General features: G+C 64.0%; 22 protein-coding genes. 10 read left to right on the forward strand and 12 right to left on the reverse strand.

Annotated features, from left to right (window positions below):
- Window positions 1-438 precede the first annotated feature (438 nt).
- The 5 genes from B6V74_RS01240 to purC all read right to left on the reverse strand — a co-directional run bounded on the left by B6V74_RS01240 (window position 439) and on the right by purC (window position 5,448).
- Complete coding sequence (locus B6V74_RS01240; RefSeq protein WP_075774544.1) at window positions 439-1,770, reverse strand: sigma-54 dependent transcriptional regulator; 1,332 nt, start codon at window positions 1,768-1,770, stop codon at window positions 439-441.
- Window positions 1,771-1,773: 3 nt separating this feature from the next.
- The gene (locus tag B6V74_RS01245; protein WP_075774543.1) at window positions 1,774-3,516 is read right to left on the reverse strand and encodes an ATP-binding protein; all 1,743 of its coding nucleotides are present in this window, start codon (window positions 3,514-3,516) and stop codon (window positions 1,774-1,776) included.
- A 117-nt stretch (window positions 3,517-3,633) separates the two neighbouring features.
- Window positions 3,634-4,302, reverse strand: a complete 669-nt coding sequence (purQ, locus tag B6V74_RS01250; RefSeq protein ID WP_088721749.1) for a phosphoribosylformylglycinamidine synthase subunit PurQ — start codon at window positions 4,300-4,302, stop codon at window positions 3,634-3,636.
- Between the two features lie 130 nt (window positions 4,303-4,432).
- Entirely contained in the window at window positions 4,433-4,672 is a 240-nt protein-coding gene (gene purS, locus B6V74_RS01255; protein WP_088721750.1) for a phosphoribosylformylglycinamidine synthase subunit PurS, read from the reverse strand.
- Between the two features lie 14 nt (window positions 4,673-4,686).
- Window positions 4,687-5,448 (reverse strand): phosphoribosylaminoimidazolesuccinocarboxamide synthase, encoded by a 762-nt coding sequence (gene purC, locus B6V74_RS01260; protein ID WP_075774540.1) that lies wholly within the window; start codon window positions 5,446-5,448, stop codon window positions 4,687-4,689.
- Window positions 5,449-5,718: 270 nt separating this feature from the next.
- Between purC and B6V74_RS01265 the strand changes: the two genes are divergently transcribed.
- Window positions 5,719-6,036 (forward strand): DUF1476 domain-containing protein, encoded by a 318-nt coding sequence (locus tag B6V74_RS01265; protein WP_075774539.1) that lies wholly within the window; start codon window positions 5,719-5,721, stop codon window positions 6,034-6,036.
- A 188-nt stretch (window positions 6,037-6,224) separates the two neighbouring features.
- Window positions 6,225-7,247, forward strand: coding sequence for a betaine--homocysteine S-methyltransferase (bmt, locus tag B6V74_RS01270; protein WP_075774538.1), 1,023 nt, complete (start codon window positions 6,225-6,227; stop codon window positions 7,245-7,247).
- Window positions 7,248-7,368: 121 nt separating this feature from the next.
- Here bmt and B6V74_RS01275 read toward each other — a convergent pair whose 3' ends face one another.
- Window positions 7,369-8,463, reverse strand: a complete 1,095-nt coding sequence (locus tag B6V74_RS01275) for a PA0069 family radical SAM protein (RefSeq protein ID WP_088721751.1) — start codon at window positions 8,461-8,463, stop codon at window positions 7,369-7,371.
- A gap of 169 nt (window positions 8,464-8,632) precedes the next feature.
- Here B6V74_RS01275 and B6V74_RS01280 point away from each other — a divergent pair, with 169 nt between their 5' ends.
- The 4 genes from B6V74_RS01280 (at window position 8,633) to B6V74_RS01290 (ending at window position 11,901) form a co-directional block, all read left to right on the forward strand.
- Window positions 8,633-9,334: a B12-binding domain-containing protein gene (locus B6V74_RS01280; protein ID WP_088718864.1), complete on the forward strand. Its 702-nt coding sequence runs from the start codon at window positions 8,633-8,635 to the stop codon at window positions 9,332-9,334.
- 117 nt (window positions 9,335-9,451) lie between these two features.
- Window positions 9,452-9,610, forward strand: coding sequence for a hypothetical protein (locus tag B6V74_RS18855; protein WP_166504540.1), 159 nt, complete (start codon window positions 9,452-9,454; stop codon window positions 9,608-9,610).
- Window positions 9,607-10,284, forward strand: a complete 678-nt coding sequence (locus tag B6V74_RS01285) for a DUF1638 domain-containing protein (RefSeq protein WP_088721752.1) — start codon at window positions 9,607-9,609, stop codon at window positions 10,282-10,284. The genes B6V74_RS18855 and B6V74_RS01285 overlap by 4 nt, the downstream gene beginning before the upstream one ends.
- 138 nt (window positions 10,285-10,422) lie before the next feature.
- A complete protein-coding gene (locus B6V74_RS01290) occupies window positions 10,423-11,901 on the forward strand; it encodes a SulP family inorganic anion transporter (protein WP_088721753.1) in 1,479 nt (492 codons plus the stop codon).
- 96 nt (window positions 11,902-11,997) lie between these two features.
- Here B6V74_RS01290 and B6V74_RS01295 read toward each other — a convergent pair whose 3' ends face one another.
- The 3 genes from B6V74_RS01295 to B6V74_RS01305 form a co-directional block, all read right to left on the reverse strand.
- Window positions 11,998-12,597 carry an HNH endonuclease gene (locus tag B6V74_RS01295; protein WP_075774533.1) on the reverse strand — a complete coding sequence of 200 codons (600 nt, stop codon included), beginning with the start codon at window positions 12,595-12,597 and terminating at the stop codon, window positions 11,998-12,000.
- 217 nt (window positions 12,598-12,814) lie between these two features.
- Window positions 12,815-13,477, reverse strand: coding sequence for an alpha/beta fold hydrolase (locus tag B6V74_RS01300; RefSeq protein ID WP_088721754.1), 663 nt, complete (start codon window positions 13,475-13,477; stop codon window positions 12,815-12,817).
- Window positions 13,474-14,106: a DNA-3-methyladenine glycosylase gene (locus B6V74_RS01305; protein ID WP_088721755.1), complete on the reverse strand. Its 633-nt coding sequence runs from the start codon at window positions 14,104-14,106 to the stop codon at window positions 13,474-13,476. The genes B6V74_RS01300 and B6V74_RS01305 overlap by 4 nt, the downstream gene beginning before the upstream one ends.
- Before the next feature lie 65 nt (window positions 14,107-14,171).
- Between B6V74_RS01305 and B6V74_RS01310 the strand changes: the two genes are divergently transcribed.
- Window positions 14,172-15,395, forward strand: a complete 1,224-nt coding sequence (locus B6V74_RS01310) for an MFS transporter (protein ID WP_075774530.1) — start codon at window positions 14,172-14,174, stop codon at window positions 15,393-15,395.
- A gap of 238 nt (window positions 15,396-15,633) precedes the next feature.
- Here B6V74_RS01310 and B6V74_RS01315 read toward each other — a convergent pair whose 3' ends face one another.
- Window positions 15,634-16,134: an Lrp/AsnC family transcriptional regulator gene (locus tag B6V74_RS01315; protein ID WP_075774529.1), complete on the reverse strand. Its 501-nt coding sequence runs from the start codon at window positions 16,132-16,134 to the stop codon at window positions 15,634-15,636.
- 168 nt (window positions 16,135-16,302) lie between these two features.
- On the opposite strand from B6V74_RS01315, the gene trxB reads away from it, so the two are divergent.
- From trxB to B6V74_RS01330, 3 genes are read left to right on the forward strand one after another with little or no spacing between them, the layout of a single operon-like run.
- The gene (gene trxB, locus B6V74_RS01320; protein ID WP_088718868.1) at window positions 16,303-17,253 is read left to right on the forward strand and encodes a thioredoxin-disulfide reductase; all 951 of its coding nucleotides are present in this window, start codon (window positions 16,303-16,305) and stop codon (window positions 17,251-17,253) included.
- Window positions 17,250-17,729 (forward strand): RES family NAD+ phosphorylase, encoded by a 480-nt coding sequence (locus tag B6V74_RS01325; protein WP_088721756.1) that lies wholly within the window; start codon window positions 17,250-17,252, stop codon window positions 17,727-17,729. The genes trxB and B6V74_RS01325 overlap by 4 nt, the downstream gene beginning before the upstream one ends.
- Before the next feature lie 59 nt (window positions 17,730-17,788).
- A complete protein-coding gene (locus tag B6V74_RS01330; protein WP_088721757.1) occupies window positions 17,789-18,334 on the forward strand; it encodes a VOC family protein in 546 nt (181 codons plus the stop codon).
- A 13-nt stretch (window positions 18,335-18,347) separates the two neighbouring features.
- Here the strand turns inward: B6V74_RS01330 and B6V74_RS01335 are convergent, their stop codons facing one another.
- Window positions 18,348-19,397 (reverse strand): low specificity L-threonine aldolase, encoded by a 1,050-nt coding sequence (locus B6V74_RS01335; protein WP_088718871.1) that lies wholly within the window; start codon window positions 19,395-19,397, stop codon window positions 18,348-18,350.
- Complete coding sequence (locus B6V74_RS01340; RefSeq protein WP_075774736.1) at window positions 19,394-19,843, reverse strand: YcgN family cysteine cluster protein; 450 nt, start codon at window positions 19,841-19,843, stop codon at window positions 19,394-19,396. The genes B6V74_RS01335 and B6V74_RS01340 overlap by 4 nt, the downstream gene beginning before the upstream one ends.
- Window positions 19,844-19,959: the final 116 nt, after the last annotated feature.

Below are 19,959 nucleotides of genomic sequence, written 5' to 3' on the forward strand. Positions count from 1 at the left end.
TTCTTTCCAAGGCGCGGTCGGCCTTAGCCGCTTGGCGCCCAATTAACGGCCTCCATCCCGGCATATGCGGCAGAGGGAGACAAACTTGCGGCCTTTCGGCCAATCGGTTGAGCCGGGGCCCCTTGCGCATCATCTGCGCCGGATCGGCCAAGGCATCAGCGAATTTCGGAGGGTTCACACGTTTGGCGTGAAACCGACTGGTTTCGACCATAGCGGCACAGCCACCGGGAACACAATCGAATTTTCGTAACGGAAGGGTTAATCGCGCCCCGATTCCGGGCAAAGATCAACGATTGGGCAGGCCCGTCCCGGGGATTTTTCGCCCTGGGCCTGAAAATGCCGCGGCGCGGTGCCATCCGGGCCCGCGCCGCTCACGTCGTCTTGTTCGAAAGCTGCCTGCACGCGCCCGCATCGAGGGGGCCTGCGCGGGCGCAGGCCTCACAGGTAATCGGCGCGCGCGAGGCCGTATTTCGCCATCTTCTCGTTCAGCGTCCGACGCGGCAGGCACAGTTCTTCCATCACCGCCGAGATCGACCCCTTGTGGCGCCGCATCGTGTTGTCGATCAGCATCTTCTCGAAGCTCTCGACATATTCCTTGAGCGGCTTGCCCTCTGTGGTGATCGCAGCCGGGCCCGCCTCTTCGTCGTCGGTCATCAAGAGCGACGCGATGGAGCCCGACCCCCGGCGCGATTGCAGCACCGCGCGTTCGGCCACGTTGATCAGCTGGCGCACATTGCCCGGCCACGGAGCCTGCAGCAGTTGTGCCGCTTCCTGCGCGGTCACTTCGGGCACGTCGCAGCCGTATTCGTCCGCGAATTGCTCGGACATGCGGTTGAACAGCGTCAGGATATCCTCGCCGCGCGCACGCAGCGGCGGCAGGGTGATCTTCAGAGCGGCCAGACGATAATACAGATCGGGGCGCAGCGCGTCCTCGACCGTCTTTCCCTCGCCATGGGTGTTGCAGATCGCGACGATCCGGGTCTCCGCCGGCGCGCCCTGATCGTTGATGAATTGCAAAAGCCGCGCCTGCAGCGACTGGCTGAGCGCCTCGACATCCTCGAGACAGAGCGTGCCGCCGCGGGCCTCTTCCATCAGCGGCAGACCGCCCTCCTCGACCGGGCCGAACAGCTTGGCAGAGAGGGCTTCCTCGGTCAGCGCGGCGCAGCTGACCATGACGAATTTCTTTCCCGCGCGGGGACCCGTCGCGTGCAATGCATGGGCCACGAGCGTCTTGCCGGTGCCGGTCTCGCCATCGATCAGAACGTGGCCATCAGCCTGAGACAGATCGAGAATATCCTCGCGCAGGCGTTCCATCGGTTCGGAGGTGCCGATCAGCTTGCCCATCACCTTCTCGCCCTCGGCCAGATCGCGGCGCAGCGCGCGGTTATCCAGCGTGGTGCGCCGCGCCTGCGTGGCGCGTTTGGCCAGTTCGGTCATCCGATCCGGCGAAAACGGCTTTTCCATGAAGTCCATCGCGCCAAGGCGCATCGCCTCGACCGCCATCGGCACATCGCCGTGGCCGGTGATCATGATGACCGGCAGACCGCTATCGATGCCCATCAGCCGCTTGAGGAAGGCCATCCCGTCCATGCCGGGCATCCGGATATCGGTGATCACCACGCCCGGCCAATCGGGGCCGATCACTTTCAGCGCATCTTCGGCGCTGGCATAGGTCTCGGCGTCGAAGCCCGACAGCGCCAGCCATTGGCTGACCGACTGCCGCATGTCTTCCTCGTCATCGACGATCGCTACCTTCATTAGTCTTGCCATGTCTTACTCCGCGGCCTTTATGGCCCTGTTCTTGTCCGCCAGAAGGGGCAGCTGCACTTCGAACACCGCGCCCCCGCTTTCGGAATTATGGGCGGTCAGACGCCCCCCGAAATCACTGATGATGGAGGACGAGATCGCGAGGCCCAGCCCCGTCCCCTCCCCCGGTTTCTTCGTGGTCCAGAACGGCTCGAACAGCTTGTCGAGGTCCGAAATCCCGGGACCATTGTCACGCACGCTCAGAACGGCCGTTTCCCCCGAGGTAAGCAACAACTCCACCTGCGGTTCCTCAACGGACTTGGTAGCGTCGAGTGCATTGCGCAACAGGTTGATGATCACCTGCTCCAGCCGGATGCGGTCTGCCATAACCATAACAGGACTCCGCGGCATGGTGCGGGAAATGTGCAATTTGCGAATTTTCAGCTGCGGCTCCATCATCGAGAGCGCCTCCGACAGCGCCACCCGCAGGTCCACCGGCTCGAACGCCTCGCCGCCCTTGCGGGCATAGGATTTAAGCTGCCGCGTGATCGCGCCCATGCGACCGATCAGGTCGTCGATGCGCTGGAAGGAGGACAAAGCCTCCTCCACCCGGGCGCGCTGCAACAGCAGTTTCGCGCCAGCTAGATAGGTCTTCATCGCGGCCAGCGGCTGGTTCAACTCGTGGCTGACGGCAGCCGACATCTCGCCCAGAGCGGCGAGCTTCGAGCTTTGCGCGATCGTCTGCTCGGCCACTGCCAGATCCTGCTGCGCCTTCTCACGCTCGGCGATCTCGCGGCTCAGACGCGCGTTCAACTGGCGCAGCTCCGCCGATTCCGCCCGCAATTCCTGGCTTTGCCGCCGCGCCCGGCGTGATAGCGCGTAAAAGACCAGCGCCAGCAGGATCGCGAAGCCCATGATCTCGAGCGCGAGCACGGCGTTCACCCGTTCGCGCACGGAATCGTAGCTGGTAAAGGCGATCATTTTCCAGCCGCGGAACGGAATGCGCGCCTCGGTCCGCATCACCGCACGGCCCTTCAGATAGGCGTCGGGCGCATCATTCGCCCAGTCCGCGGTCGCCTGCAGCGCGCGTTCGATCGCGGAGGGGGCCGAGCGTGCGGCCAGCGCCTCCGACATCGTCACGCCGCGCCAGCGCGGCTCGGTCGTCAGGATGATCTTGCCCTCGCTGTCGACCACGGCCAGCGCATCGGAAATCCCCGCCCAGGCACGCTCGAATTTCGACAGGTCCGCTTCGACGACGATCACGCCGACGGGCTTGTTGTTCTGGATCACCGCCCGCGAGTAGTCGAACTCGGTGCCGCCTGCCTCGGGCTCGTTGACCGAGAAGATCGTCCCGCGCGAACGGGTCGCATCGACGAAGAAGGGCGCGTTCGGAAAGGGCGTGCCGATCTGCGTGCGATTGGTCGAGGCCACAACGCGGCCCTGCATGTCCAACAGTCGGATCGAGGCGACAGCGACCTCTTTCTTGGCCGTGATCAGCTGCGCGGAGGCAGTGGAATAATCAGTCGTATCAAGAGCTTGCGTCAGTTGCGGGTCGCGCGCCAGCAACAGCGGCACCACGGAAGTCCGCTGCAATTCCGACATGATGTTGCCGGTGTAGAGCGCGAGGCGCAGCTCGGTGCGCACGCGCGTCGTCTCGGTGAAACGCTGGGTGAGCCACTGGTTGGTGATCCACATCACCGTCCCGGCCAGCGCGAGGATCAGCACCACCGCGATGCGCAGCAGCCAGCGGGCCCGCGGCGAGCGCGCCATAACGCCGAGCCCGCCCTCACCTTCGGGCGGCTCATCCGGTAAAATCGTCGAACGTGTCTGCACGTGCGTCATGCGCGAAGTCTAAGCCAAGGCCCAGAGCGCAACAAGCGCGCGAGATCAGGCGGTTGCCAGCATCCCGCTCAACGCGCGGAAAAGCGCCGCCCCGTCGGCGCCGCCCTGCGCAGCCTCGATCGCGCGTTCGGGGTGGGGCATCATGCCCAGCACCCGGCGGTTCTCGCTTAGCACGCCCGCGATATCGTCGACAGACCCGTTGGGGTTCTCGCCATAGCGGAACGCCACGCGGTCCTCGCCCTCGATACGCGCGAGGCCCTCGGGGTCGATCTGATAGTTGCCGTCATGGTGTGCGACCGGGATCATGATCTCCTGCCCAAGCTCATAGCCCGAGGTATAGGCGCTGTCGGTCGTCGCCACGCGCAGCGCCAGCGGTTTCGATACGAATTTCAGCCCCGCATTGCGCATCAGCGCGCCCGGCAGAAGCCGCATCTCGGTCAGCACCTGGAAGCCGTTGCAGATCCCCATGACATAGCCGCCCTTGCCCGCGAAATCCGCCACGGCCTGCCCGATGGGCGAGCGCGAGGCGATGGCGCCGCAGCGCAGGTAGTCACCATAGGAGAACCCGCCCGGCACACCGATGATGTCGATGCCTTCGGGCAATGCGGTTTCCTTGTGCCAGACCTTGACGACATCCGCCCCGGCTGCCGCGAAGGCCATGCTCAGGTCACGGTCGCAATTCGATCCGGGGAAGGTGATGACGGCGGCTTTCATGGGCGCAAACTCCTGGCCTTGAGGGTCGAACCTGTCGAGTAAGGCCAGTACGGCCTTCGGCTTGGTACAAATATCGCGGGGGGGGGATTGGCCGGCAGGCCACGGGGGCAGCGCCCCCACCCTGCCCGGATCAGGCGATCTCGATGGTGTATTTCTCGATCACGGTGTTGGCGAGGAGCTTCTCGCACATTTCCTTCACCTCGGCCTCGGCGGAGGCGGCGTCGGTCGCGGTCAGGTCCAGCTCGATCACCTTCCCCTGGCGCACGCCTGCGACGCCGTCGAAGCCCATATGGCCCAATGCGTGGCGCACGGCCTCGCCCTGCGGGTCGAGCACCCTATCCTTCAGCATCACATGAACGCGGGCTTTCATCACGAGCGGTCCTTTCAGTTGATCAGCGTCGGTTTGATCGGCTGGGTATTCGTCGGTAGCACGCCAAGGCGCTTGGCGACTTCGGTGTAGGCATCGGTCAGGTTGCCCAGATCGCGGCGGAACACGTCCTTGTCGAGCTTCTGGCCCGTCTTGACGTCCCACAGGCGGCAGCTGTCGGGGCTGATCTCGTCGGCCACGATCAGACGCATGAAATCGCCGTCCCAGACCCGGCCAATCTCGATCTTGAAATCGACCAGCTTGATGCCGACGCCATAGAACACGCCGGTCAGGAAGTCGTTCACGCGCAGCGCCAGCGCCACGATGTCGTCAAGATCCTGCTGGCTCGCCCAGCCAAATGCGATGATGTATTCCTCGGGCACGAGCGGATCGCCCAGCTCGTCGTTCTTGTAGCTGTATTCGACGATCGGGCGCGGCAGCGGCGTGCCCTCTTCCAGCCCCAGACGCTTCGCGATCGAACCGGCGGCGAAGTTGCGCACGATCACCTCGAGCGGCACGATCTCCACCTGGCGGATCAGTTGCTCGCGCATGTTGAGACGTTTGATGAAGTGGTTCGGCACGCCGATATTGGTCAGGCCGGTCATGAAGTATTCGGACAGGCGGTTGTTGAGCACGCCCTTGCCCTCGATCACATCGCGCTTCTGCGCGTTGAAGGCGGTCGCGTCGTCCTTGAAATACTGGACCAGCGTTCCGGGCTCGGGGCCTTCATACAGAACCTTCGCCTTGCCTTCGTAGATCTTCTTGCGCCGGGGTGCCATCGCGTCTCCGTTCTCGCTTGGCGCGGACGTCGTGGGAGCCTGCGCCACATCCCGAACGGAATACCGCGCCGCCCCTGCGCGCCGTCCGCGAAAGGGTGTCGCCCGCCCTATAGGACAAGCCCGCGAGTCTCGCAAGGTAAAGCGCACAGCCGTTCACGCGGATGCACAGCCCCGTCAAACCGGCCAAATCGCGGCCCTTTCCTCTTGCGGCGCGCCCTGTGCATGTGCATATCGATGGTAACGGAGACTTTACCGGGAGGGACGAGGGCCATGACCACCTTCGACGATCGCGAAAACGCTTATGAGAACAAGTTCGCGCATGATGCCGAACTGCAGTTCAAGGCCGATGCGCGCTGCAACAAGATGCTGGGCCAATGGGCCGCGGGCCTTCTGGGCAAGACCGGCCCCGAGGCCGATGCCTATGTCCGCGAGGTCGTGACCTCCGATTTCGAGGAAGCGGGCCACGAAGACGTGTATCGCAAGCTCTCGGGCGATCTAGGCGACAAAGCCGATGAACAAACGATCCGCGCGAAGATGGCCGAATGCATGGCCGAGGCGCGTCGTCAGGTGGTCGACGAGGCCGAGTGAGCCCTCGCCCATGACACGGATTGAAAGGCCGGATGCCCTGCGCGTCCGGCCTTTTGCATATCGAGCCGAGATCGCAGCCCCTTCATCAAGAACATGAAGGAAACGAATTTGCCAAATCCCGCCTGTCATGGCAGGACAAAGCCAACCGCCGCGCCAGACGCGGCCCTTTTGCATTTGACGAGGCCCTTATGACCGCCCCGAAAACCGACGCGCTGAGCCGCCTTCTGGAAACCCGCGATTGGCTGATGACCGATGGCGCGACCGGCACCAACCTGTTCAACATGGGGCTGGCCTCGGGCGAAGCGCCGGAACTGTGGAATGCCGACGAGCCCGCGAAGATCGCGAAGCTCTATTCGCTCGCCGTCGATGCGGGCTCGGACCTGTTCCTGACAAACAGCTTCGGCGGCAATGCCTCGCGACTGAAACTGCACAACGCCCAGAACCGCGTGCGCGAGTTGAACCGCCTCGCCGCCGAGATCGGCCGCGAGGTCGCCGACAAGCAGTCGCGCCCGGTGGTCGTTGCGGGCTCGATGGGCCCGACGGGTGAGATTTTCGCGCCGATGGGTACGCTGACCCACGAACTCGCGGTCGAGATGTTCCACGAACAGGCCGAGGGTCTGAAAGAGGGCGGCGCGGATATCCTCTGGGTCGAGACGATCTCGGCGCAGGAAGAATACAAGGCCGCCGCCGAGGCCTGCCATCTGGCGGGGATGCCGTGGTGCGGCACGATGAGCTTCGACACCGCAGGGCGCACGATGATGGGCCTGACCTCGCAGGCGATGGTCTCGATGGTCGACAAGCTGGCCCACCCGCCGCTGGCCTTCGGCGCGAATTGCGGGGTCGGCGCATCGGACCTTCTGCGCACCGTTCTTGGCTTTGCCGCAACCGGGACCGAGCGCCCGATCATCGCCAAGGGCAATGCGGGCATCCCGAAATATGTCGACGGCCATATCCATTACGACGGCACGCCCGAGCTGATGGCGGAATATGCGGTGATGGCGCGCGATTGCGGCGCCACGATCATCGGCGGCTGCTGCGGCACGATGGCCGAGCATCTGGTCGCGATGCGCGAGGCGCTGGAGACGCGTCCGCGCGGCGAACGCCCGACGCTCGATCAGATTTCCTCGGTTCTGGGTGGGTTCTCGTCGGAGGATGACGGCCTGAGCGGGGATGCGCCCAAGCGCGAACGTCGGGGACGTCGGCGCAGCTAAGCGCGGATTGAGGGGCGCTGCCCCTCGGCCTTGCGGCCTCACCCCGGGATATTTGAACCAATACGAAGGAAGGGCCGGGATTTTTCTCGGCTGATGGAGCATGCACGCGTCTCAGACGAGATCAGAACAGTTCGAGCTGATCGCCCGGCCGGGGCGGCACGCGGAACTGCGTCACGTCGAGATCGGGCAGATGACGCGCGAAGCCCAGCCGCTTGCAGCTCAGCTTGAACCGCTGCTGCAACAGTTCCGCCATCTCTCCCTCGCCCTTCATCCGCTCGCCGAAGCGCGGATCGTTGAGCTTGCCGCCGCGCATGTCGCGGATCCGGCCCAGCACTTTCTCGACCTTGCCGGGGTGATGCCGCTCCATCCAGTCGGCGAAAAGCGGCGCCACCTCGTGCGGCAGGCGCACCGGCATCATCGAGGCGGCCTTGGCCCCTGCCCTGCGCGCCTCGGTCAGGATCGCTTCGAGCTCGTGATCGGTGAGTCCCGGGATCATCGGAGCGGCCATGACGCGCACCGGGATGCCCGCGCGCGACAGTTCGCGGATCATGCGGATCCGGGTCGGCGGGCTCGGGGCGCGGGGCTCCAGATCGCGGGCGAGTTTGGCGTCGAGCGTCGTCACCGACACGCCGACCTGGGCCAATCCCGCCTCGGCCATCGGCGCGAGGATGTCGAGATCGCGCAGGATGGTCGAGCCGCGGGTGACGATAGAGACCGGATGGCGATAGGCCTGCAGCACTTCCAGAACGGCGCGCATGATCTCCATCTTGCGCTCGAGCGGCTGATAGGGATCGGTATTCGTGCCGATGGCGAGCACGTTCGGACGATAGCTTTTCTTGCGCAGCTCTTCTTCGAGCACCTGCGGCGCCTCGGGACGCGCAATCAGCCGGGTCTCGAAATCCAAGCCAGCCGAGAGGCCGAGATAGCCGTGACTGGGGCGCGCGAAGCAGTAGATGCAGCCATGCTCGCAGCCGCGATAGGGGTTGAGCGAGCGCTCGAAGGGCACATCTGGCGACTGGTTGCGGGTGATGACGGAGCGCGGTCGCTCTACCGAGACTTCGGTTCGGGTCAGGCGCTCCTCTTCGGGAATGTCCCAGCCGTCATGTTCGGGCGCGCGGGAGAAGGGCTCGAACCGGCCCACGGGGCGCGCCGCGGCGCCGCGCGCGCGCAGACGCTCGGACGGGTTCGCGGGGGGAAGGTCGAATGGCAGACTCATGCCCGGAATTTAGAACGAAATGAGAACATTTGCCAAGTAGAGTCCGGGTATCCGCCCGGCAACACCATGCGAGGTCGGACAAAACACCGCGCATGTCGCAATTCGCCAAGACTTGACGGGGCCACGGCCCCACCACAGGGTAACACCGGCTAGCAGGAGACTATTGGACATGGCCGAAGACGACGACGATATCATCCTCTCGGAACTCGACGATGACGAGCTTACCGCGCAGATGATGGATGACCTCTATGACGGTCTCAAGGAAGAGATCGAAGAGGCCACCCGCATCCTGCTCGACCGCGGCTGGACGCCGTATGACATTCTGACCAAGGCCCTCGTCGCGGGCATGACCATCGTGGGCAACGACTTCCGCGACGGTATCCTGTTCGTGCCGGAAGTTCTGCTGGCGGCGAACGCGATGAAGGGCGGCATGGCCATTCTCAAGCCGCTGCTGGTCGAGACCGGCGCGCCGCGCATGGGCAAGATGGTGATCGGCACGGTGAAGGGCGATATCCACGATATCGGCAAGAACCTCGTTGCGATGATGATGGAAGGCGCAGGCTTCGAGATCGTCGATCTGGGCATCAACAACCCGGTCGAGAACTATCTCGAGGCGATCGCCCGCGAAGAGGCCGATATCCTCGGCATGTCCGCGCTGCTGACCACCACGATGCCCTATATGAAGGTCGTGATCGACACGATGAAGGAACAGGGCATCCGCGACGATTACATCGTTCTGGTTGGCGGTGCGCCGCTCAACGAGGAATTCGGAAGGGCGATCGGTGCCGATGCCTATTGCCGCGACGCCGCCGTGGCGGTCGAGACGGCGAAGGATTTCATCGCTCGCAAGCACAACCAGATGAGCGCCTGATCGCCGATCGCGGCCGCATCACGCCTGACATACATGGAGAGGGCCCCGATTTTTTCATCGGGGCCTTTTCATGTGCCCTTCCCCGCCCCATACTTGAAAGGAAGGGGGAAACGCGAAATGCCGCTGCCACATTTTCTGCTGCTGATCCTGTTCGTGATCGTTCTGGCCGGCCTGACGATCTGGGCCTTCGCCGCATCGGGGTTCCCGATGGCGATGCTCGGGCTGATGGTTCTCGTCGCAGCAGGCGTTGCCCGGATGATGGCCCGGGTGGAATGACCGCCCGGACAGGTGCCTCGCTTCCCGGCGACACGACCTTAACGAAAGATGGCTTAGCTCCCGAGGGGTCGGGACGGCTTCTGCTGATCGCCTGCGGGGCGCTCGCGCGGGAGATTCTCGCGCTCAAGCGGATCAATGGCTGGGATCATATCGACCTGACCTGCCTGCCCGCCAATCTGCACCTCTACCCCGAGAAGATCACCGCCGCCGTCGAAGAGGCGGTGCTGCATTATCGCGACCAATACGACGATATCTTCGTGGTCTATGCCGATTGCGGCACGGGCGGACAATTGTCGGAAAAGTGCAAGTCCCTGGGCGTCGAGATGGTCGAAGGCCCGCATTGTTATTCGTTTTTCGAAGGCAATGCCGCCTTCGCCGAAACGGCGGAAGACGAGATCACGGCCTTCTACCTCACCGATTTCCTGACGCGGCAGTTCGACGCTTTCGTCTGGAAGCCGATGGGCTTCGACCGTCATCCGGAGCTGATCCCGATGATGTTCGGCAATTACGACCGGCTGATCTATCAGGCCCAGACCGACGATCCGGCGCTAGATGCGAAGGCGCGCGGGGCGGCGGAGCGGCTCGGACTGCGCTATGAGCGGCGTTTTACCGGCTATGGCGATCTGGCCACCAGTCTCGCGAAATTTGCCGCGAAATCGGGCAATCCGGCCTAATCTTCTTTGAATTTTTCTTAAAACCCGGCCTACGGGGCTTGGCATCGCGACGTCAGCCGGGTATTGGCTGCGCCAAATCTCACATCCTCCGGCCCGCCCCTCCCCGGTCGCGGGCCTTTCTAATTGCAGGACGATCTTATGACCCTGTCGCAATGGCGCAGCCAGTGGACTGGCAACTTCCGCGCTGACATCCTTTCCGGTCTCGTGGTGGCGCTGGCGCTGATCCCCGAGGCCATCGCTTTCTCGATCATCGCGGGCGTCGACCCGAAAGTGGGCCTCTACGCCTCCTTCATGATCGCAACGATCACCGCCTTCTTCGGCGGCCGCCCCGGCATGATCTCGGCCGCGACCGCCGCGACCGCGGTGCTGATGGGCACGCTCGTGCGCAGCTACGGGTTGGATTACCTGCTGGCCGCGACGGTGCTGGCGGGCGTGATCCAGGTGATCGCGGGGGCGCTCAACCTCGGGACGGTGATGCGCTTCGTATCGAAATCGGTGATGACCGGCTTCGTGAACGCGCTCGCCATCCTGATCTTCATGGCACAATGGCCTGAGCTGAACCCGGCCAACGTGCCGGTGGTGGCGACCTATGCGCTCGTCGCGCTTGGCCTTGCGATCATCTATCTGCTGCCGCGCTTCTTCCGCGCCATCCCCTCGCCGCTGATCGCGATCCTCGTTCTCAGCGCGGTCTCGATGGGGCTTGGGCTCGACGACGTGCACACGGTGTCCGACATGGGGGCCCTGCCCGATCAGCTGCCCTCGCTCCTGGTTCCGAACGTGCCGTTCAATTTCGAGACGCTGCAGATCATCCTGCCCTATTCGGTGGGCGTGGCGGTCGTGGGCCTGCTGGAAAGCCTGATGACCCAGAACATCGTCGACGAGATGACCGACACTCGCTCGGACCGTCGTCAGGAATGCTTCGGTCAGGGCATCGCCAACTTCTGCACCGGCTTCATCGGCGGCATGGCGGGCTGCGCGATGATTGGCCAGTCGGTGATCAACGTCACCTCGGGCGGGCGCACGCGCCTGTCGACCCTGACCGCGGGGATCGCGCTGCTGATCTTCTGTGTGGTTCTGGGCGAATGGGTGGGCCGCATTCCGATGCCCGCGCTGGTGGCGATCATGATCATGGTCTCGATCGGCACGTTCAGCTGGGCCTCGCTGGGTCAGCTGCGCACCATGCCGATGTCGTCCAACGTGGTGATGCTGGCCACCGTCGCCTTCGTCGTCGCCACCCATAACCTCGCGATCGGCGTGCTGGTGGGCGTGCTGCTCTCGGGCATCTTCTTCGCGGGCAAGATCGCGCGGATGACCGAGATCACCTCGCGCTACAACGAGGCGCATCACCTTCGGACCTATTACATCAAGGGCCAGATCTTCTTCGCGACCGTCGAAGAGTTCAATCGCGCCTTCGACTTCCAGGAGAAGCTCGACCGCGTGGTGATCGACCTGACCCACGCGCATATCTGGGACATTTCCTCGGTGTCGGCGCTCGACCGAGCGGTGGGTAAGTTCCGGATGGCCGGAACGGATGTGAAGGTCGTGGGGATGAACCAGGCGACCGAGACGATCATCGACAAGCTGTCGAATGGCGGTCAGGTCGCAGTAGGGCACTAAGGGTCTCAGAGGGGGCTCTGCCCCCGCTTGCTGCGCAAGCCCCCTGGGATATTTCCCCAATACGAAGGGCGTGTCGGATAAGGCGCGCCCTTTTTCTCAGGCTTCCAGCTCGGTGTCCCAGTAGAGGAAGTCCATCCAGCTTTCATGCAGATAGCCCGGCGGGAAGCGCCGCCCGATGCGGAGCATGTCCTCGGGCTGGGGCTGGCGCGCGGGCTTGAGAAGCTGCATCCCCGAGCGTTCCAGCGGCTTGTTGGCCTTGCGCAGATTGCACGGCGCGCAGGCTGCCACGACATTCTCCCAGCTGGTGATTCCACCGCGCGAGCGCGGAATCACGTGGTCGAAGGTCAGATCGCCCTTCTTGCCGCAATACTGGCACTTGAATTCGTCCCTCAGAAAAAGATTGAAGCGCGTGAAAGCCACGCGCTTCTGGGGTCGGACATATTCCTTGAGGACGACGACGGAGGGGATTTTGAAGGCCTGCCTCTGGCTGCGCACCACCTCTTCGTATTCGGCGAGGATCGTCACCCTGTCGAGGAAGACCGCCTTTATCGCCTCCTGCCAAGGCCATAGCGAGAGCGGGTAATAGGAGAGCGGTCGGAAATCGGCGTTGAGCACCAGTGCCGGATGCTGTCTCAGCGCCGCCGGTTCACGGGTGAATTGCGTTCGAAAATCGGTCCTGTCGCATTCGTCCAGCATGGGTGACTCCGTCCTCGCCCTGTCGCCTGCCTCGGCTCAGGGGCGGGGTCCGCCCCTGCCTTATCCATGACTATATATGGCGTTCGCGATCTGGCAAGCCTCTTGATCTCGCGATTGCTGCCATGCGGCATGGGTAGCAAACTGCCATGACAGGGAAATGACGGCCCAAGACGGAGAATGGAGCCCGGCGTCGCGGCGCTGCGGCATGCCCCGCCGATCAGCCGGGCAGCTTGTCCTGCAGGAAGGACAGCGCCACCGAGAGTCCGTCCGGTGCGATTCCGTGCCCGGTGCCCTTCATTACATGGGCATAAGTGTCGAAACCCGCCGAGACCAGCGCATCGCCAGCCTTGCCCATATCGGCAAAGGGCACGACCGGATCCTGATCGCCATGGATCAGCAGCACCGGCGGCTTCGAGATCGCCTCAGTGCCCAGGGCTTCCGGGCGCAGCAGACGCCCCGAGAAAGCCACCAGTCCCGCGACCGGTTCGGCGCGGCGCGGCAGCACTTCGAGCGCGGTCATCGTGCCTTGCGAGAAGCCGATCACGGCGAGCTGCGCGGGCGTCAGCCCCTGCTCTTCCAGCACGGAGTCGAGGAACGCATCCACGTCGGCTGCAGCATCCTTGAGACCTTGAGCGGATTCCGCTTCGCTGGAATTGTCGATCCACGGAATCGGGAACCATTGACGACCGTAAGGGGCCGCGCGGCAGGGCTCAGGCGCGTCGGGCGCGAGAAACAGCGTGTCGGGCAAATGCTGGCCCAGCGGATCGGCGAGGCCCAGAAGGTCCGCCCCGTCCGCACCGTAGCCATGCAGAAACACCACGGCGGATTTCACTGTACCGGATTGCGGCTCTCTGCGTCCGGCGTCCAGCTTGCGGGTCATGGGGCAACTCCTTCACGATCTTTACACGCCGCGTAATAGGCCCAGAGGCCACGCGCCGCAACCGCGCGCCACGGCGACCAGGCCGACGATAGCTCATTGAATTGCTTGCGCTTGGGCCGCTCGGGTAGATCGAATAGCAGCCGCGCCCCTTCGGCGAGCGCCAGATCGTCAACCGCAAAAACATCGGCGCGGCCCAGAGCGAAGATCAGGTACATCTCCACGGTCCAACGCCCGATGCCGGGGATCGGCAGGAGCTGCGCGACCACCTCCTCGTCGGGCATCGCGCGCAGCCCCTCGAAATCGACACCGGAATTGGAGAGCGCCTGCAAGTAGCGCACCTTCTGGCGCGAAAGGCCACAGGCGCGCAGGTCCTCTTCCGAGGCGCCGGCGATCGAGACCGGATCTCCGAAGCCCGCGCCGATAACCTTGTTGCGGATCGAATTCGCGGCGGCGACCGAAACCTGCTGGCCGATGATCGCGTCGCGCAGCGCCTCGAACCCGTCCTCGCGGCGGCGTAAGGGCCAAGGCCCCGTCAGCGCACAGACCTCCGCAAAACGCGGCTCGGCGCGGCAGAGAAATTCGGTGCCTTCGGCAATGTCGTCTTCGCAAGTAATGATACGTCCAACCATGCGCGACACCCTGCCTCATGCCGCGCCCGCTTGCCAGCCCCCAATCGCCACGCTAGCAAGCTGTCATGAGTGACATTCCCGCCCCTCCCGCCACGCGCGAAATGCGCAACACGATCGTGCTGGTCCTGGCACAGGCGCTGCTTGGCGCGCAGATGCCGATGATTTTCACCGTGGGCGGGCTCGCGGGCCAGATGCTCTCGCCCAACCCCTGCTTCGCGACGCTGCCCCTGTCGCTGATCATTCTTGGCTCGGTCCTCTCGGCACAGCCGATGTCGGAATTCATGGCAGCAAAGGGTCGCCGCGCGGGTTTCATCCTCGCCAATGCGATGGGCGCGCTGGGGGCGGCGACCGCGGCCTATGCGCTGTTCCACGGCTCCTTCGCGCTCTTCATGCTGGGGTCGTTCTTCACCGGTACATACATGTCGGCGCAGGGCTTCTACCGCTTCGCGGCGACCGATACCGCCAGCGCGGAGTTTCAGCCCAAGGCGATATCCTACGTGATGGCGGGCGGGCTGGTGGCTGCGATCATCGGGCCTCAGTTGGTGAAAGTCACGAGCGAGGCGATGGTCGTACCCTTCATGGCGACATATCTCGCGATCATCGCGATCAATGCGCTCGGGCCGATCCTGTTTTCCTTCCTCGACATCCCCGCCCCGGGACGGCGCAAGAAGCACGAACGTCACGAGGGCCGCAGCCGCCGCGAGTTGCTGAAAGATCCGGTCATCCTCGTCGCGATGATCTGCGCCATGGTCTCCTACGCGTTGATGAACCTCGTGATGACCTCGACGCCGCTCGCGGTCGTCGGCTGCGGGTTCGAGCAAGCGGACGCGGCTAATATCGTCTCGGCGCATGTGCTCGCCATGTATGTGCCGAGCTTTTTCACCGGCCACCTGATCGCCCGTTTCGGCAAAGAGGCGATCGTCGGCACAGGACTGGCCATTCTCGCCGCAGCGGGTGCGATGGCGCTGAGCGGCGTCGATCTCGCACAGTTCTACGCCACGCTCATCCTCCTCGGGCTCGGCTGGAACTTCGGCTTCATCGGGGCGACCGCGATGCTCGCCTCAGCCCATAGCCCGGAAGAGCGCGGGCATGTGCAGGGGATGAACGATTTCGTGGTGTTCGGCGGCGTCTTCCTCGCCTCGCTCGCCTCGGGCGGGCTGATGAACTGCACCCAGAGCGGCAATGCCCAGGCGGGCTGGCAGGCAGTCAACCTCGCGATGATCCCGTTTCTGACGCTGGCCGGCGCCGCGCTGATCTGGCTGGTGCTGCGCCCGAAAGAGACGCGCTGAGGGGCGCCGCCCCGTCGCCGGACGGCGAAATATATCAAGAAACGCGTCGCCGGCCGGCGACATATATCAAAAAAGAAGTGGGCTCTGCCCCCGAGGCCTACGGCCCCCTCGGGATATTTCTCAAGAGCGAAGCGGCCACGCGCCCCTTCGGCTTGGCGAAAATATCCCGGGGCGGGAATTCGCGACAGCGAAGGGAGGGGCAGCGCCCCTCCGGCAACGGATGGGTTCAGGGCAAGGCTCAGGCCAGTTTGGCGATACGCTCTTCGAGCACGTCGAAGGGCACGCCCGGCTCGTCCTTGGCACAGCGGATTACCAGCGAGGTTTTCACGCTGGCGACGTTCTCGGCGGCGGTAAGTTGTCCTGTCAGGAAGCTCTGGAAGCTCGACAGGTCGGGCGCCACGCATTTCAGCACGAAATCGATCTCGCCATTGAGCATGTGGCACTCGCGCACGAGCGGCCATTCCCGGCAGCGCGCCTCGAAATTCGACAGGTCCGCCTCGGCCTGGCTGTGCAGGCGCACCATCGCGAAGACCTGCACCTCGAATCCCAGTTCGCGCGGGTTTACATCGGCATGGTAGCCACGAATGTAACCCGCCTCTTCGAGCGTGCGCACGCGGCGCAGGCACGGCGGGGCCGAAATCCCCACGCGTTTCGCCAATTCGACATTCGTCATCCGCCCGTCCGCCTGCAGTTCAGCAAGGATTTTGCGGTCGATATCGTCGAGCCGAGAGGTGGCCATGTTGAAATAATCCTTCGTGCGTTGCGGCAGAACTTACCGCCGGAAGAGAGGAGGCGCAATAATATTTCGCGACACGCTCCGCAAGTGCTATTTGTCGCGGCATGCAGGGGCTTTTCGGCGCGCTTCGCTCCGACTATATCCGTCGGGCAGATTTCCAAGGAGGCGGGCATGTCCGAGACGAAGAAAACCAAGGTTCTGATCATCGGTTCCGGCCCTGCCGGCTACACGGCGGCGGTCTATGCGTCGCGTGCGATGCTCGAGCCGGTTCTGGTGCAGGGCATGCAGCCGGGCGGCCAGTTGACCATCACCACCGAGGTCGAGAACTGGCCCGGCGAGAGCGAGATCCAGGGCCCCGAGCTGATGGTGAAGATGGAAGAGCATGCCCGCGCGATGGGCACCGAGATCATCATGGATATGATCACCGAGCTCGACACGTCGAAGCGCCCCTTCGTTGCAAAAGGCGATTCGGGTACGACCTACGAGGCTTCGGCGGTGATCCTCGCCACCGGTGCGCAGGCGAAATGGCTTGGGCTCCCCTCGGAAGAGAAGTTCAAGGGCTTCGGCGTCTCGGCCTGCGCGACCTGTGACGGGTTCTTCTATCGCGGCAAGGAAGTCGTGGTGATCGGCGGCGGCAACACCGCTGTCGAAGAGGCGCTGTTCCTGACCAACTTCGCTTCCAAGGTGACGCTGATCCACCGCCGCGACACGCTGCGTTCGGAGAAGATCCTGCAGGAGCGCCTGTTCAAGAACCCCAAGGTCGAGATCGAGTGGAATCACACGGTCGAGGAAATCCTCGGCGACGAAAATCCGCTGGGCGTGACCGGCGTGCGCGTGAAATCCACCGCGGACGGCTCGGAGAAGGTGATTCCCTGCGACGGGTTCTTCGTGGCGATCGGCCACGCGCCTTCGTCGGAACTGGTCAAGGACAGCCTGAAGATGCAATCGGGCGGCTATGTCTGGGTGGAACCGGGCTCGACCCGGACCTCGCAGCCGGGCATTTTCGCGGCAGGCGACCTGACCGATCACACTTATCGTCAGGCGGTCACCTCCGCCGGCATGGGCTGCATGGCCGCGCTCGACGCCGAGAAATTCCTCGCCGAGCAGGGCGAAGCCGAGTGATCTCTTTCCACGGCACGGTCTGGCGGATCCTCTCTGCCGATCGTGCCGAAGATGCTTGCGAACCGGCCCGCCATCCGGAGGGCCGGTTTCATCATTCCGGGCAGGTAGCCCTTTATGCCTCGCTGAGTGCCGAAGGGGCTGGCGTAGCCCTGCGGCGTTACGTGCGGGCCAGCGATCCGCCGCGGGTGATCGTTCCGTTGCAGATCACAGCGCAGGCGGTGGACGACCTGCGAGGCACGCCCGATCAGGCGGCGGCGTCGGCGGTCTGGCAGGATGAGAGGGCGAGCGGCGCGCCCTCGTCCACTTGGCACTTCTCGGATCGAGCGCGGAACAGCGGCGCGCAAGCGATGCTCTATGCGTCGCGCTCGCGTCCCGATCTGAGCCATCTCGTGCAGTTCGAGGTTACCCCCGCGACGGTCCGGCAGCTTGCTCCCGCGAAGGTCTGGCAGCCGCCCTACCCTATCCCGTCTGCGTGAAGCGTCATTGCATGGTCGCCTGCCTCCTTTAGTGTGAAGGCAACCGAAGGAGGCCTCTCATGCGCTGGCGCGGGGTCAATCACGTCGAATTTTCGGTGCTCGACTATGAAAGGTCGATCGCCTTCTACGATGCGATGTTCGGATGGCTTGGATATAAGAGCTTCTGGACGCTCGATATCGGATATCGGTCGACCTATTACATGGCGCGCTTCCCGATGCCGCATTCCTATATCGGCATCCAGCCCGCGCATTCCGGCAAGAAGCTGGATCATGACGCGCGGGCGGTGGGCATACATCACATCGCGCTCTGGGCGAAGTCGCGCGCCGAAGTGGATGCGTTTCACCGAGATTTCCTGATCCCGCGCGAGCTGTCGGTGACCGACGCCCCGCAGGAATATCCCGTCTATGCGCCGGGCTATTACGCGGTGTTCTTCGACGATCCGATCAACGGCATTCACTGGGAGCTCGCACATATCCCGCGCATTCCGGGCCTTGGTGCGATCCGCCGGTTCCGCGCGGCCCTGAGAGCCGCACAGAAAGAGCATCCGGAATGGGATGGCCCGCCCGAGAAGATCGCCTTTCGCGAGCTGCCCGGGGGGCGCTGATCTTCAGCGCCGATTACGCCAGGTGGCTGAGGAAGGCGTCGATTTCCTCGGGCGTTGTGGCCCAGGAACAGACCAGACGCGCGGCCAGAAGCTCGTCTTCAGGGCCTTCCAGCGACTGATCGAAGGGCCAGAGATAGTAATAGGCCCCGGCCGCATTCGCGCGCTTATGCGCGCCGCGCGGCAAGGCGGCGAAGACCGCATTGGCCTGCGTCGGGTGGATCAGCTTCGCGCCCTCGATCTGGCCGATGCCTTCCGAGAGTTTGCGTGCCATTTCATTTGCATGCCGCGCGGTCTTCAACCACAGATCATCGGCCAGATAGGCCTGCATCTGGGCCGCGAGGAAACGGTGTTTCGAGAAAAGATGGCCACCGCGCTTGCGGCGCAGCTCGAACTCCCAGGCGCGTTTGGGATCGAAGATCACCACCGCCTCAACCGCCATGCAGCCGTTCTTGGTGCCGCCGAAGCTGAGCACGTCGACGCCCGCCTTCCACGTCATCTCCGCAGGAGTGCAACCCGCAGCGACCAGCGCATTGGCAAAACGCGCGCCGTCCATATGCACCGGCAGATGGTAGCGGCGTGCGACATCGGTCAGCGCCTTCACGTCCTCGGGCGAATAGACCGCGCCTGCCTCGGTCGAGTTGGTGATCGAGACCATGCCGCGCTGCACGTTATGGATACCGCCGCGGCCCGTGTGCGCGATGGTGCGCGCCAGCGCGTCGGGGTCCATCTTCGCATCCGGCCCGTCGACGAGAACCAGTTTCGAGCCGTTGGTGTAGAATTCCGGCGCGCCGCACTCGTCTTCCTCGATATGGGCGTTGCGGTGGCAGAAGATCGCGCCCCAGGGATCGGTCAGCACCGCACAGGAGAGCGCATTGGCCGCCGTTCCGGTCGCGACCAGATAGACACGCGCTTCGGGTGCCTCGAAGATCTCGCGGATCTTCGCCTGAACGCCCTCGGTGATCGGATCGTCGCCATAGGAATGCAGATGACCCTCATTCGCGGCCGTGAGGCCCTCGAGAATGGCGGGATGGGCGCCGGACGTGTTGTCGGAGGCAAAATTCATGAGAGATCCTCGATCGTGTATTCGTCCCACTCGTCTTCGGGCACTTCGAACTCGGGCACGGTCCAGCCGCGCACGCTCTCCCCGGCCTCATGGACCGTCTCGCGCGAGCCCGAGATCAGGTAGTGCCAGTCGTGTAGAGGTTTGTCTTCGAAGCGCAGCCGGTAGGCGCAGGTCGCGGGCATCCAATAGGCGATCTTGTGGATCGTCTTGGGGCTCAGCGTCACGCATTCGGGGACGAACTGGTGGCGAATGTCATATTGCGTGCAGCTGCAGCTCTCACCATCGAGCAGCCGACAGGCGACGCGGGTGAAGACGACCTCGCCCGTATCCTCGTATTCGAGCTTGTTCAGGCAACATTTGCCGCAGCCATCGCAAAGCGCCTCCCATTCGGGGGCGGTGAGCTTCTTCAGCGGCAGTTTCCAGAACTCGGGGCGCAATTTGGTCATGGCGCGGAAAATGGGGCAGCGGCGGGGAAATGGAAAGGGCAGATCGGCGTATCGTGAGCGGATCTGCGATTTGGACGTGGCGGGACGGGCTGCGCCCGACCTCGGGCGGGCGTTCG

Source organism: Thioclava sp. F42-5 (assembly GCF_002213195.1).
Lineage (GTDB): Bacteria > Pseudomonadota > Alphaproteobacteria > Rhodobacterales > Rhodobacteraceae > Thioclava > Thioclava nitratireducens.

Bases quoted from the DNA above. Each gene is read 5' to 3' on its own strand.
- B6V74_RS01240 (WP_075774544.1), bottom strand. From the start codon at position 1,770: ATGGCAAGACTAATGAAGGTAGCGATCGTCGATGACGAGGAAGACATG.
- B6V74_RS01245 (WP_075774543.1), bottom strand. From the start codon at position 3,516: ATGGCGCGCTCGCCGCGGGCCCGCTGGCTGCTGCGCATCGCGGTGGTG.
- purQ (WP_088721749.1), bottom strand. From the start codon at position 4,302: ATGAAAGCCGCCGTCATCACCTTCCCCGGATCGAATTGCGACCGTGAC.
- purS (WP_088721750.1), bottom strand. From the start codon at position 4,672: ATGAAAGCCCGCGTTCATGTGATGCTGAAGGATAGGGTGCTCGACCCG.
- purC (WP_075774540.1), bottom strand. From the start codon at position 5,448: ATGGCACCCCGGCGCAAGAAGATCTACGAAGGCAAGGCGAAGGTTCTG.
- B6V74_RS01265 (WP_075774539.1), top strand. From the start codon at position 5,719: ATGACCACCTTCGACGATCGCGAAAACGCTTATGAGAACAAGTTCGCG.
- bmt (WP_075774538.1), top strand. From the start codon at position 6,225: ATGACCGCCCCGAAAACCGACGCGCTGAGCCGCCTTCTGGAAACCCGC.
- B6V74_RS01275 (WP_088721751.1), bottom strand. From the start codon at position 8,463: ATGAGTCTGCCATTCGACCTTCCCCCCGCGAACCCGTCCGAGCGTCTG.
- B6V74_RS01280 (WP_088718864.1), top strand. From the start codon at position 8,633: ATGGCCGAAGACGACGACGATATCATCCTCTCGGAACTCGACGATGAC.
- B6V74_RS18855 (WP_166504540.1), top strand. From the start codon at position 9,452: ATGCCGCTGCCACATTTTCTGCTGCTGATCCTGTTCGTGATCGTTCTG.
- B6V74_RS01285 (WP_088721752.1), top strand. From the start codon at position 9,607: ATGACCGCCCGGACAGGTGCCTCGCTTCCCGGCGACACGACCTTAACG.
- B6V74_RS01290 (WP_088721753.1), top strand. From the start codon at position 10,423: ATGACCCTGTCGCAATGGCGCAGCCAGTGGACTGGCAACTTCCGCGCT.
- B6V74_RS01295 (WP_075774533.1), bottom strand. From the start codon at position 12,597: ATGCTGGACGAATGCGACAGGACCGATTTTCGAACGCAATTCACCCGT.
- B6V74_RS01300 (WP_088721754.1), bottom strand. From the start codon at position 13,477: ATGACCCGCAAGCTGGACGCCGGACGCAGAGAGCCGCAATCCGGTACA.
- B6V74_RS01305 (WP_088721755.1), bottom strand. From the start codon at position 14,106: ATGGTTGGACGTATCATTACTTGCGAAGACGACATTGCCGAAGGCACC.
- B6V74_RS01310 (WP_075774530.1), top strand. From the start codon at position 14,172: ATGAGTGACATTCCCGCCCCTCCCGCCACGCGCGAAATGCGCAACACG.
- B6V74_RS01315 (WP_075774529.1), bottom strand. From the start codon at position 16,134: ATGGCCACCTCTCGGCTCGACGATATCGACCGCAAAATCCTTGCTGAA.
- trxB (WP_088718868.1), top strand. From the start codon at position 16,303: ATGTCCGAGACGAAGAAAACCAAGGTTCTGATCATCGGTTCCGGCCCT.
- B6V74_RS01330 (WP_088721757.1), top strand. From the start codon at position 17,789: ATGCGCTGGCGCGGGGTCAATCACGTCGAATTTTCGGTGCTCGACTAT.
- B6V74_RS01335 (WP_088718871.1), bottom strand. From the start codon at position 19,397: ATGAATTTTGCCTCCGACAACACGTCCGGCGCCCATCCCGCCATTCTC.
- B6V74_RS01340 (WP_075774736.1), bottom strand. From the start codon at position 19,843: ATGACCAAATTGCGCCCCGAGTTCTGGAAACTGCCGCTGAAGAAGCTC.